Here is a 12,999-nt window from a genome sequence, read left to right as displayed (position 1 = left end):
TTTAAAGTGTACCCATACTTAAATAATTATAATCCTCTAGCTCTTTTAAATTATCAACCAATTTGGTGCATCCGTTTCTTATAAGGTATAAATTGTCACAAACATCAATAACTTCAGAATATCTGTGATCTGTAAGAATTATAATTTTCTGATTTTTTTCTCGATTAATTAGGTCTTTAATCTTTTCAATATGTATAGGAGCAACACCGTTAAATGGTTCATCTAATAAAATGATTTGTCCTGGAGCTTTCAGTATTAAATAGATTTCTACAATTCTTCGTTCGCCTCCAGATAAATCACCGAATTTGGTACTTCTATAAATAGAAAAGCTCTCAAATTCAATGATGAAATCAAACCAATTCACTTCAAATAATTGAAATACTGTTTTTAACCTTAAGGACTTAGAGATGAAGTTGTATTGCGGTAAATAATGTACTTTTTTTGTTGTGAAAAGTGCTTTTAAAATAGGTTTACTGTCTAACCGAATGAGTTTGTATTTTGGTTTTAAATCGCCAAAAATTATTCTTAATAAGCAACTTTTACCAGAACCATTTCTACCTAGTATTCCTGTTATTTTACCTGTTTCTCCTTTTAAGTAAACACCATTTAAAATTGCCTTGTTCTTAAAATAAAGTTCAATGCTATCAGCTTCTAAAATCATACAAATTCATTAAGTATTATAAGAAAGGGTAAACTTAATAATATGTCCATAAGATATATAAAGGAAAACAATTTAAAGGTAGAGATGCCTAGGTTTTTGTATAATGTAAGTTTTCTTCTAGCAGTGGTTTCATTGGTAAAATACCATAAAAAACCAACAAGAAATAGTTTAGTTATTACAATTATGATAGGTTCAATTCTCATAAAGGAAAACAACGCGTTTATTGCAAAAGACCAAAGAATAAATGGCCTGTAGAATATAAATATTGAAAAAAGTTGTTGCATAGTTGTATTAGAAACGTGCTTTAGGCAAAAATATTCTGTAAATATTGGGAATAGAATTGAAGTGCCTTACTCAAAATTCATAAATTATCGTATTTTTGGTCACCAATTAATAGAGGCAGATGTTAGAGAAATTACAAATAGTGAAACAACGTTTTGATGAGGTTAGTGATTTAATCATTCAACCAGATATTATCTCAGATCAAAAGCGTTACGTAGAACTAAATAGAGAGTATAAAGATCTTAGAATTTTAATGGATAAGCGCGAAGCTTACATTGAATTCACCAATAATTTGGCAGAAGCCGAAGAGATTATAGCCGATGGTAGTGATGCTGAAATGGTTGAAATGGCCAAAATGCAAATGGATGAAGCTAAAGAAGGTATTCCAAAACTAGAGGAAGAAATTCGTGTGCTTTTAATACCAAAAGACCCTGAAGATTCTAAAAATGCCGTGGTTGAATTGCGTGCTGGTACTGGTGGCGATGAAGCTAGTATTTTTGCAGGAGACTTATTTAGAATGTATACCAAATACTGCGAAGGAAGAGGCTGGAAGGTAAGTACTGTAGATTTTAGTGAAGGTACCAATGGAGGTTTTAAGGAAATTCAATTTGAAGTTTCTGGAGAAGATGTTTACGGAACTTTAAAATTTGAAGCAGGGGTGCATCGTGTGCAACGTGTACCGCAAACAGAAACCCAAGGACGTGTTCATACCAGTGCTGCAACATGTATGGTATTTCCAGAAGCCGAAGAGTTTGATGTGGAAATTAATCCTAAAGATGTAAGAATTGATTATTTCTGTTCTTCTGGTCCTGGAGGACAGTCTGTAAATACAACCTATTCTGCAGTGCGTTTAACTCATATTCCAACAGGATTAGTGGCACAGTGTCAAGATCAAAAATCGCAGCACAAGAATAAAGAAAAGGCATTTAAAGTATTACGTTCTAGATTGTATGATTTGGAATTAGCCAAAAAGCAAGAAGCAGATGCGGCTAAACGTGGTAGTATGGTGACTTCTGGAGATAGAAGTGCTAAAATTAGAACATATAACTATCCGCAAGGGCGTGTTACAGACCATAGAATTGGTCTAACATTATATGACTTGCAGAATATTGTAAACGGAGATATTCAAAAGATAATAGATGAATTAATGCTAGCTGAAAATACTGAGAAGTTGAAGGCTAGTGATGAAACAATATAATTTCTGTTATTCCCGCTAAAGCGGGAATCTTTTTATGTAAATGTTTGTATTGAAATAAATAGGAATGACAACGGCACAATTAGTATCAGAGATAAAAAGAAAACAATCCTTTCTTTGTATAGGATTAGATGTAGATTTAAATAAAATTCCAGAACATCTTTTAAAAGAAGAAGATCCTATCTTCGCATTTAACAAAGCCATTATAGATGCAACACATCATTTATGTGTGGCGTATAAACCAAATACAGCTTTCTACGAAGCATATGGCATTAAAGGCTGGCAAGCTTTAGAAAAGACGATTACCTATTTAAACGAAAAGCATCCTGAAATTTTTACTATTGCTGATGCTAAACGTGGAGATATTGGGAATACAAGTACTATGTACGCTAAAGCGTTTTTTGAAGATTTAGCGTTTGATTCTGTTACTGTAGCACCATACATGGGCAAGGATTCGGTAGAGCCTTTTTTGGCTTTTGAAAATAAACATACGATCATGTTGGCCTTAACATCAAATCAAGGCGCTTTCGATTTTCAAACGAAAACAGTAAATGGTAAGGAGTTGTATAAACAAGTGTTAGAAACCTCTAAAACTTGGAATAATTCTGAGAATCTTATGTACGTTGTAGGAGCTACTAAAGCTGAATACCTTGCTGATATAAGACAAATAATTCCAGATAGTTTTTTATTGGTGCCAGGGGTTGGTGCTCAAGGGGGAAACCTTCAAGACGTGTGTAAATATGGGATGAATGGTTCTGTTGGACTACTAATAAATTCATCTAGAGGAATTATTTACGCTTCAAAAGATACCGATTTTGCACAAGCAGCAGCTATTAAGGCAGAAGAACTTCAGCAGCAAATGAAAGCTGAGTTGGGGCGTCATTCCTAGGAGTGATAACGACATGGGAATCTTTTTGTGTATATGATATAATGTCCCAATACGTTCTAAATTTTCTTTGCAATGACACAGTTTAAAGATCAACTTAATAGAACTATATCTTTAGAGAGAACACCGCGGAGAATAATTTCTTTGGTGCCAAGTCAAACAGAGTTACTTTGTGATTTGGGTCTGGAAGAGGTGATAGTAGGCGTTACCAAGTTCTGTGTACATCCACTTCATATAAAAAGTAAAGCAACTATTGTTGGTGGTACCAAGCAGATTCATACAGATAAAGTAAAAGCATTACGGCCAGATATTATTCTTTGTAATAAAGAGGAGAATACAAAAGATATTGTTGAAGCATGTGAATCTATATGTCCAGTTCATGTCTCAGATATTTTTACACTAAATGATAGTCTTGAACTCATTAAGCAATATGGTAATTTATTTAATGTAAATAAGAAAGCCGTCTATATCATCAATACTATTAAAAGAGAAAGCCAAGATTTTGCTGAGTTTATTTCTAATAAGCCTAAGATAAATGCAGTATACTTTATTTGGAGAAACCCTTGGATGGTAGCAGCAAATAATACCTTTATTAATTACATGTTACAAATTAATAACTTTAACAATTGCTTCGGAGAGGAGGATAGATATCCCGAAATTCAATTAAGCGTTAATGAGAAGGTACAGATCGTATTACTCTCCAGCGAACCATACCCATTTAAAGAGGTCCATAAAAATGAGTTAAAAAAAGTCTACCCCAATGCAAAATTGGTGCTAGTAGATGGGGAAATGTTTTCTTGGTACGGGTCTAGATTAACTAAAGCCTTTAAATATTTTAAACAGCTTTATTTAAATCTTTGTTAAACTCTACCTTGCTAATATCGTCTACAAAATTAGCAATTGTCTCTTCGATTTCTTTAAGGTTTATAACCTTACTAAGGTTGGGTTTTATTTTACCCACTCTGCAAAAATGATTATTCATAACGTTCTTTTTATACCTTAAATTACGTGACTAAACGTAATCTGGATGTAAGTAAATAGTTAAAGAATTACTAAAATTTAAGAAGTTGGGTTTGTAATTTCTCTAGAAAGGTATTTAAGCTTATTGATTTGGTCTAGAAGCTTTAGGGCATTAAATTCAGAGAAATCACTTAAAGCAGAGTCTGTCTGTCTTAAATTGTAGGCTTGCTCAACAAGTTCTTTGTATCGTTTGTTGAGTGCTTTTTGACGACTTTTTATTAAATCTGCTCTTCTCATTTTGAGTGCATCAATTACCTGTAATATAAGGAATTTTAATGAGTATTTAAAATACATCGCTAATGTTTTGTTAATGCGTTTACAGATGTTTTGCTTTTAAATTATATTTAAGTAGCTAACTAAAATATTTAAAATCATGAAAAATCTAGTTTTAGGATTATTGTTACTCTTTTCTTTAAGCTCATACACCCAAAATAACTCCTGCAAATGTTGTACGGAAAATCATGATGCATTTGATTTTTGGGTTGGGGAATGGGAAGTTTTTAATAAAAACGAGTCCGTTGCTGGGTATAATAGTATCATAGAGGTTCAAAATAACTGTGTTATAAGAGAAAATTGGAAAAGCGCAAAAGGCGGTTTTACAGGAACAAGCAATAGCTTCTACAATTTAAAAAAGCAACAATGGGAGCAAATTTGGGTAGATAATCAAGGTGGTGTTTTACATTTAAAAGGTAATAGAACTGGTAACCAGATGATTTTAAAAACAGATTTAGAAACAAATGCAAAAGGGCAATCGGTTCAGCATGTAGTTACTTGGACAAAAAATAGTGATGGTACAGTAAGACAGTATTGGGAAACCATTACAGATGGAAAACAAACAACTATTGCTTTTGATGGCTTGTATAAAAAAACCGAATAATAAAATTATTCGGTTTAAATACTTTATTAAAATACGTTGTTTTTAATCTTGTAGAGCAAATACTTTTTTTAATAAATCCGTGGTTCTAGAAGATAATTTTGTTCTTATTTCTTTCTCTTCAACAGCAATCATTGTGTAGACACCTTTAAGCGCTTCATTGGTGACATAATCCGTAAGATCTGGGTTGACATTTTTGGTTAAAGGTATGCTATTGTATTTCGTGATAAGGTTTTTCCAAATATCATCAGCTCCAACTTTACTAAAGGAGTTTTTAATAACGGGATTAAACTTAGCGTACAAAGCGGTTTCAGTTCTTCCAGTAAGGTATCGTGTGGCAGCATCATCATTACCTAGAAGAATACTTTTAGCGTCGGCAAAGGTAATGCCTTTAACAGCATCAATGAAAATTGGCGTAGCTTCTTTTACAGCATCTTCAGCAGCACGGTTTAATACTTTTAAGCCTTCATCGGCTAATTTGCTCAAACCTATATCCCTTAAAGTTTTATCAACTTTTTGTAGTTCTTCAGGTAAAAGAATTTTAACCAATTCGTTTTTATAGAACCCATCTTTTTGTGTCAGTTTTGTAACTTGTTTATCAATACCAAAATCAAGAGCTTGTCTTAATCCAGAGGCTATATCTGTATTACTAATACCTCCTGTTTGAGGAAGTTGATTAACCACCTGTTGCAATTCCGCACATGAAGTAAGGTTAAGAATAAAAAATAGGGCAAATAGTTTTTTTGTCATGGGTTTATATTTTATGATGTAAATTTAAAAAATTATAAAATTAAAAAGGCATCTGAGAGAATGATGCCTTAGGGAGACGATGTCTTACTTCAAAAAAAACCATCGTTTTATATGTTTTCTAAACGCTTTGTATTTATTAAGACACAGTAAATTTTTATTGGTCACATTTAGATATATTTCAATGATAGAGGACTACACTTAGCATGATATTTGTTATAATTGTATCAAAAGAAATTAATCCAACATGAAAAATAGAAAACTAATAACTTCACTTATTTTGGCATTTTGTTCATTGATAGGGTTCTCTCAAATAAAACTTTCGGAACAAATACAAATGTCTAAAAGTGCGAGTCAAGAGTCAGTTTCATTATATTTCATAGATTTTTGGGCAACATGGTGTGGCCCATGTATTAGTGCTTCAAAATACTTAACAGTTTTACAAAGTGAATACCCAAATGATTTACATATTGTCTCACTCTCTCAAGAAAACCCAGATTTGGTTAAAGCGTTTTTAAAGAAACATGATTTAAAGCTTACGGCCGCAATTGATAATGAAGGTGAAACTTTTAAAAAGTATAAGGTGCATAGCTTGCCATATGGTGTTTTATTAAATGCCAATGGTGCAAAAATTTGGGAAGGACATCCTGCGGATTTAAAATCTCATGACATAAATAATTATTTAAGAAAATATAAAACACGTTCAGATTATAGTGCCTTTTTTGAGGTTTTAAAATATGAGATTGTAAATGAGGAACAATACACGCCAGAGAAGGCTTTTGAGTTTAAGGAAATTGTTAATGTTGAAAATGATGGTTTGCAAATAGAAAATGAAGGAGATTATGTGGAAATTAAAGGACGATTAAATGAGATTTTGGCCTATGGTTGGAAGGTAAATTCTAATCAAGTTAAAGTTAAAGAAGAAGATAATAAATTTTACAGCCTATATTTTAAAAAGAATTCTAGAGGTTTCAGAAATATGTCTGATACCATTGTAAGGAAATTGAAGCTAAAGAATAAAACTAAAAAGTCTTTGGGAGAAGTTTATGTTTTGGATTTCAGTAGCGCCACCTTATGGGATACATTTCAAATTGATTGGACAGATAACCCAACGCGATATTTAATTGGGACAGCAGATATTAAAGCAGACAACCTTTCGGTAAAGGATATCAGTTATCTCCTAGGAAAAGCACTTGAAACACCTGTTGTTTTAAAGAATGTTGATGACTATTATAAATTACACGATTGGGATATTCACTTTAAGTATTATGATCTAATGGTATCTAGTTTAAATGATAATTATGGCATAAGGCTTCAGAAAGAAAAAAGCGAATTAATTAGTTATAACATCACAAAAAAAGCACCTTAAAAAGGTGCTTTTTTTGTGATTTGAGGGATCTAATATCTTCTAGTTACTAATAACTCTAAATTCAGTACGTCTGTTTTTCTTGTGTTCAGTCTCAGAGCAATCAACACCATTAGAACATCTATTTACTAATCTTGTTTCTCCGTATCCTTTAGCAATTAATCTGCTTCTTGAAATTCCTTTAGAAACTAAGTAATTAACAACAGAGTTAGCTCTTTGTTGAGATAAAGACATGTTGAAATCATCATTACCTCTAGAGTCTGTGTGAGACATTAACTCTATGCTTACAGGTTTACTATTTAGTAAAGGTAATAATGTGTTATCAATTGTCTTTTTAGAAGCTGGAGTAATTCTTGCGCTACCTAGCTCATAAAAAATTGGTAAAACGTTGGCATCTAATAAACCACAATCAACTTCTTCCTAAGTAGTAATACCTCCTTTTTTAGCCAATACTGTTCTAGTAACGGTTTTAGTTTTAGCAGGGACTGTTACTTTTCTAGTAGAGGCAGGTGCATCTACTACAGATCTTTTAATTGTAGTATACTCTGCTGGAATAGTAACTTCATCCATTCTTGCAGGCGTTTTTACCACACGTTTTTTGTAAGTAGCATCTACTTTATTTACTGGGATGTTGCTAGTTGTAGCATCTTTAGCTAAAGTAGTATAGCTAACATCAGTAAATTGAGCTGGATACTCAACAAAACATGCAACAACACAATCTTCTTTGTTTGGAGAACTACAAACAGTTTCTTTGTATTCCCAACCAGAGGTTTTAGGATACGTTTCAAACGTTCTTGAATCTTTTCCAAAAGAAGCAGGGTTAATACTAATGTCTGTTCTTCCTTCTCTTTTTACGTAAGGAACTTCAATAGTTTCATAAACAGCAGGTACGTAAACTAACTTTTTGCTAGCTTCTTTTACTAATACTTTTTCCTCAACAGTACGGTAAGTTGCAGGAACAACCTCTAGCTTAGTATAAGCCGGGTAAACTTCAATAGTTTCTTCCACTGTTTTAAATTCATCTTTGGTAATACATTTTACATAACATTTCCCAGGTTCTGGGTTGCTAGGTAAACTCTGTGCTTGAGAGAATAGGCTAAAACCTAAAACACAGATAAGACTAAGTACTAAATTTGTTTTCATAAAATTAAATTTTAGTTAATGGTTATAAATTTCTGTCAGTAGGACACCGACAAAAATGATAAGTCACATTAATTTTATGAAAGTAGACTAATATCTGTATATAGGTAAATTCTTGTTAAGAGAAGATGACAGTTTTGTTATTATAGACCATTACCTTTCTGTCAGCATGGAGTTTAACAGCATTAGCCAAGACAATTTTTTCTAAATCTCTACCTTTGGCAATTAGGTCAGGAATTGAATGGGCATGGGTTACTCGAGCAACATCTTGTTCAATTATAGGACCTGCATCAAGCTCCTCTGTAACATAATGACTGGTGGCTCCAATAATCTTTACACCGCGTTTGTAAGCGGAGTGGTAAGGTTTAGCACCTACAAATGCCGGTAAGAAAGAGTGGTGAATGTTTATGATCTTATTGGGATACTTATCAATTAGCTTTGGAGATACTATTTGCATATATCTAGCCAAAACAATAAAATCTATGCCGTGTTCTTCTAATAGTTTTAATTGCGCGTCTTCAGCAGCAGCTTTAGTATCCTTTGTAACAGGAATATGGTAAAAAGGAATATTAAAATTATCAGCAATAGGTTTTAAGTCATTATGGTTACTGATAATAAAAGGAATTTCTAAATTTAATTCTCCAGAGTTAAAGCGTCCTAGTAAATCATATAAACAATGGTCATATTTAGAAATAAATAAAGCCATTTTAGGTTTAACTTCAGATGAATAAATACGCCATTTCATTTCGTATTTGTCCGCCAAAACCCCTTTAAATGCATCTTTAAAGGCTGCAGTTGAAAAAGATTCTGAATGAAATTCACTTTCCAATCTCATAAAAAAGATGTTCTGTTCTCTATCAACATGCTGATCTATATATACAATGTTACCATTTTGATGAGCAATAAAATTTGTAACAGAGGCAATAATATTAGGTTTGTCGTTGCAGTGAATTAAAATAGTTATCTTATTCATAGGGCTTTAAATTTTCCGCAGGTAAAATTAAGGCAAAAAATTAGTTGAACTAACTCTTAGTGCTTTTTTGAAAATAATTCATAAATTTTAGTTTTTTTTGAATATTTTTTAAATTGCAAGCCTAAAATCGGTATTTTTTTTAAAATGAATCAAGTAAATCCATATAAACCCAATCATAATATTAGAGTTGTAACCGCCGCATCTTTGTTTGATGGTCATGATGCGTCTATAAACATCATGAGAAGAATTATTCAGGCTACAGGTGTTGAAGTTATTCATTTGGGACATGATAGGAGTGTAGAAGAAGTTGTTAATACAGCTATTCAAGAAGATGTAAATGCTATTTGTATGACATCTTACCAAGGAGGGCACAATGAGTACTTCAAATATATGTTTGATTTATTAAAGGAAAAAGGTGCTGGCCATATCAAAATTTTTGGCGGTGGTGGCGGTGTTATCCTTCCTGATGAGATTAAGGATTTAATGGCTTATGGTATTTCTAGAATCTATTCTCCAGATGATGGTAGAGAAATGGGATTACAGGGAATGATTAATGATTTGGTAAAAACATCAGACTTTGCTATAGGCGATGCATTAACTAATGAGGTTGATTTGTTAAAGGAACAGAATCATGGTGCAATAGCTCGCATAATTTCTTCAATTGAAAACTTCCCTGAAGTTTCAAGCAACGTGTTGGAAACCATTACATCTAAAGCATCTAATACACCGGTTTTAGGAATTACCGGAACAGGAGGTGCTGGTAAATCATCTTTGGTAGATGAATTGGTAAGACGCTTTTTGATTGATTTCCCGGAAAAAACGATTGGTATAATTTCAGTAGACCCCTCAAAAAGAAAAACTGGGGGTGCTCTTTTAGGGGATAGAATAAGAATGAATTCTATCAATAATTCTAGAGTGTATATGCGCAGTTTGGCTACACGTCAGTCAAATTTATCGCTGTCAAAACATATTGACGAGGCTATTCAGGTCTTAAAGGCTTCTAATTTCGATTTAATTATTTTAGAAACCTCTGGTATAGGGCAATCTGGATCTGAAATTGTAGAGCATTGTGATTTACCAATGTATGTTATGACTCCAGAATTTGGTGCGGCAACTCAGCTAGAAAAAATTGATATGCTTGATTTTGCAGAAATAGTAGCTGTAAACAAGTTTGATAAACGTGGTGCTTTAGATGCTTTACGCGATGTTAAAAAACAATACGTACGGAATCATAATTTATGGGACGCAGAAGAAGATGAGCTACCAGTGTATGGTACAATAGCCTCTCAGTTTAACGACCCAGGGATGAATACCCTGTATAGAAAGGTTATTGATGCTTTGGTTGAGAAGACGGGTGTCGATTTAAAATCGTCATTTAAACTTTCATATAATTTAAGTGAAAAGATTTTTATTATACCTCCATCAAGAACTAGGTACCTTTCTGAAATTGCGGATAATAATAGAGGGTATGATAAAAGGGTAAATGATCAGGTTGATATTGCTCAAAGGTTATATGGTATTTACAAAACCATTTGTTCGGTAGGGGAGATTTCTAATGAAAATGCTTCACTGTTTAATCAAGTAGGGTTAAATACAGATGAGATTCTGAATCAAGTTCATAATAACAAAATAAATAGTATTCCTAAAGAAGGAGAAACGACTGACGAGAACACCCAACTTCTACAGCTTTTATTTAAAGAGTTTGACCGCGTAAAAATGAACTTAGATGCTCATAATTGGGAGCTTATAACTAATTGGGATTCTAAAGTTAAGACCTATAAGGCACCAATTTATTCATTTAAAGTAAGAGATAAAGAAGTAAAGATTGAAACACATTCAGAATCCTTATCTCATATTCAAATCCCGAAAGTAGCATTACCTAAATATAGTGCCTGGGGAGATGTACTTCGTTGGTCATTACAAGAAAATGTACCAGGAGAATTTCCATATACATCAGGGTTGTATCCATTTAAAAGAGTTGGAGAAGATCCGGCTAGAATGTTTGCAGGAGAAGGCGGACCAGAACGCACGAATAGAAGATTTCATTATGTGAGCCAAGGAATGCCTGCAAAACGATTATCTACAGCATTTGATAGTGTAACACTTTATGGAAATGATCCAGATCATAGACCAGATATTTATGGGAAAATAGGAAATGCAGGGGTTAGTATTTGCTGTTTAGATGATGCCAAAAAGCTATATTCTGGTTTCAATTTAGCAGATGTTAAAACCTCGGTTAGTATGACTATTAATGGACCTGCGCCAATGTTGTTAGGGTTTTTTATGAATGCCGCCGTAGACCAACAGTGTGAAGTTTATATTAAAGAAAATAAGCTTGAAGCTGAAGTTGAAGCTAAAATAAAGAACATTTATAAAGGTAAAGAAAGACCAAAATACAATGGTGATTTACCAGAAGGTAATGATGGTTTAGGTTTAATGTTGTTGGGAGTAACGGGAGACCAAGTGCTGCCCAAAGATGTTTATAAAAGCATAAAAAGAGATACCATTGCACAGGTTCGTGGTACTGTACAAGCAGATATTTTAAAAGAAGACCAAGCCCAAAACACTTGTATTTTTTCGACTGAATTTGCGCTTAGGCTAATGGGAGATGTACAAGAGTATTTCATTGAGAATAATGTTAGGAATTTCTATTCGGTTTCTATCTCAGGGTATCATATCGCTGAGGCCGGAGCAAACCCTATAACACAGTTGGCTTTAACCTTGTCTAACGGATTTACTTATGTGGAGTATTATTTAAGTAGAGGTATGGATATCAACAAATTTGGTCCAAACCTATCTTTCTTTTTCTCAAACGGTTTAGATCCAGAATATGCCGTAATTGGTCGTGTGGCAAGACGCATTTGGGCAAAAGCAATGAAAGATAAATACGGCGCCAATAAACGCGCTCAGATGTTAAAATATCACATTCAAACTTCAGGGAGAAGTTTACATGCGCAGGAGATTGATTTCAATGATATTAGAACCACATTACAAGCGCTTTATGCCATCTATGATAACTGCAACTCATTACATACCAATGCCTATGATGAAGCTATTACTACGCCAACTGAAGAATCTGTGCGTAGAGCTATGGCCATTCAATTAATTATAAACAAGGAGTTGGGCTTAGCTAAAAATGAGAACCCAACGCAAGGAGCCTTTATAATTGAAGAGTTAACGGATTTGGTAGAAGAAGCCGTATTACAAGAGTTTGATAGAATAACAGAGAGAGGTGGTGTATTAGGAGCTATGGAAACCATGTATCAGCGAAGTAAAATACAAGAAGAAAGTCTATATTATGAAACCCTAAAGCATAACGGTAAATTTCCAATAATAGGAGTGAATACATTCTTAAGTAGTAAAGGTTCACCAACGGTATTACCTGCTGAAGTTATTAGAGCCACTGAAGAGGAAAAGCAACATCAAATTAAAACTTTAGAAAATCTTCATGCATCAAATGATACTGAAGTATTATTAAAAAACCTGCAAGCTGCAGCAATCAAAAATGAAAACATTTTTAATGAGTTAATGGAGGTTTGTAAAGTTTGCTCTTTAGGTCAGATTACAAAAGCCTTATTTGAAGTAGGAGGACAGTATAGACGAAATATGTAAGCAGAGAACCACTTTTTGATACTTCAAAAAGTGTGTGAATCGCTTATCCTGAACTTGTTTCAGGATCTTCTATAAGGAAATTTATAAAGTGGACAGTTGTTACACGAAATAAAGACGTTTATCCTATTCAGAGTCAAAGGGCAGAGAACCACTTTTTGATACTTCAAAAAGAGTGTGAATCGCTTATCCTGAACTTGTTTCGGGATCTTCTATAAGGAAATTTATAAAGTGGACAGTTGTTAC

The 12,999-nt window shown here is 33.3% G+C and carries 12 protein-coding genes; 6 read left to right on the top strand and 6 right to left on the bottom strand.

What is annotated here, in order from left to right; all coding sequences use genetic code 11:
- Nucleotide 1 precedes the first annotated feature (1 nt).
- Complete coding sequence (locus tag FUA24_RS01295; protein ID WP_148539701.1) at nt 2–661, bottom strand: ATP-binding cassette domain-containing protein; 660 nt, start codon at nt 659–661, stop codon at nt 2–4.
- 403 nt (nt 662–1,064) lie between these two features.
- Here FUA24_RS01295 and prfA point away from each other — a divergent pair, with 403 nt between their 5' ends.
- The 3 genes from prfA (at nt 1,065) to FUA24_RS01280 (ending at nt 3,888) form a co-directional block, all read left to right on the top strand.
- Nucleotides 1,065–2,141 carry a peptide chain release factor 1 gene (gene prfA / locus FUA24_RS01290; protein WP_148539700.1) on the top strand — a complete coding sequence of 359 codons (1,077 nt, stop codon included), beginning with the start codon at nt 1,065–1,067 and terminating at the stop codon, nt 2,139–2,141.
- Nucleotides 2,142–2,205: 64 nt separating this feature from the next.
- Nucleotides 2,206–3,027 carry an orotidine-5'-phosphate decarboxylase gene (gene pyrF, locus FUA24_RS01285; RefSeq protein ID WP_148539699.1) on the top strand — a complete coding sequence of 274 codons (822 nt, stop codon included), beginning with the start codon at nt 2,206–2,208 and terminating at the stop codon, nt 3,025–3,027.
- A gap of 72 nt (nt 3,028–3,099) precedes the next feature.
- Nucleotides 3,100–3,888 carry an ABC transporter substrate-binding protein gene (locus tag FUA24_RS01280; protein WP_148539698.1) on the top strand — a complete coding sequence of 263 codons (789 nt, stop codon included), beginning with the start codon at nt 3,100–3,102 and terminating at the stop codon, nt 3,886–3,888.
- Between the two features lie 195 nt (nt 3,889–4,083).
- On the opposite strand, the gene FUA24_RS01275 is transcribed toward FUA24_RS01280, so the two are convergent.
- Nucleotides 4,084–4,338: a Lacal_2735 family protein gene (locus FUA24_RS01275; protein ID WP_246146920.1), complete on the bottom strand. Its 255-nt coding sequence runs from the start codon at nt 4,336–4,338 to the stop codon at nt 4,084–4,086.
- A gap of 79 nt (nt 4,339–4,417) precedes the next feature.
- Here FUA24_RS01275 and FUA24_RS01270 point away from each other — a divergent pair, with 79 nt between their 5' ends.
- Nucleotides 4,418–4,921 (top strand): hypothetical protein, encoded by a 504-nt coding sequence (locus tag FUA24_RS01270; protein ID WP_148539697.1) that lies wholly within the window; start codon nt 4,418–4,420, stop codon nt 4,919–4,921.
- 42 nt (nt 4,922–4,963) lie between these two features.
- Here FUA24_RS01270 and FUA24_RS01265 read toward each other — a convergent pair whose 3' ends face one another.
- The gene (locus FUA24_RS01265; protein ID WP_148539696.1) at nt 4,964–5,668 is read right to left on the bottom strand and encodes a DUF4197 domain-containing protein; all 705 of its coding nucleotides are present in this window, start codon (nt 5,666–5,668) and stop codon (nt 4,964–4,966) included.
- 244 nt (nt 5,669–5,912) lie between these two features.
- Here FUA24_RS01265 and FUA24_RS01260 point away from each other — a divergent pair, with 244 nt between their 5' ends.
- Nucleotides 5,913–7,034 carry a TlpA family protein disulfide reductase gene (locus tag FUA24_RS01260; protein WP_148539695.1) on the top strand — a complete coding sequence of 374 codons (1,122 nt, stop codon included), beginning with the start codon at nt 5,913–5,915 and terminating at the stop codon, nt 7,032–7,034.
- Nucleotides 7,035–7,073: 39 nt separating this feature from the next.
- Here FUA24_RS01260 and FUA24_RS26055 read toward each other — a convergent pair whose 3' ends face one another.
- From FUA24_RS26055 to purU, 3 genes are all read right to left on the bottom strand, one after another.
- Nucleotides 7,074–7,409 carry an OmpA family protein gene (locus FUA24_RS26055; RefSeq protein WP_317131918.1) on the bottom strand — a complete coding sequence of 112 codons (336 nt, stop codon included), beginning with the start codon at nt 7,407–7,409 and terminating at the stop codon, nt 7,074–7,076.
- A gap of 42 nt (nt 7,410–7,451) precedes the next feature.
- The gene (locus tag FUA24_RS01255) at nt 7,452–8,174 is read right to left on the bottom strand and encodes a hypothetical protein (RefSeq protein WP_317131917.1); all 723 of its coding nucleotides are present in this window, start codon (nt 8,172–8,174) and stop codon (nt 7,452–7,454) included.
- 115 nt (nt 8,175–8,289) lie between these two features.
- Nucleotides 8,290–9,144, bottom strand: coding sequence for a formyltetrahydrofolate deformylase (purU, locus tag FUA24_RS01250; RefSeq protein ID WP_148539694.1), 855 nt, complete (start codon nt 9,142–9,144; stop codon nt 8,290–8,292).
- A gap of 144 nt (nt 9,145–9,288) precedes the next feature.
- Here purU and FUA24_RS01245 point away from each other — a divergent pair, with 144 nt between their 5' ends.
- Nucleotides 9,289–12,756 (top strand): methylmalonyl-CoA mutase family protein, encoded by a 3,468-nt coding sequence (locus tag FUA24_RS01245; RefSeq protein ID WP_148539693.1) that lies wholly within the window; start codon nt 9,289–9,291, stop codon nt 12,754–12,756.
- Nucleotides 12,757–12,999 lie beyond the last annotated feature (243 nt).

This window comes from Seonamhaeicola marinus (genome assembly GCF_008085455.1).
Note: the sequence above shows the minus strand (reverse complement) of the source record. Positions and strands in the feature narration are given on the sequence as shown.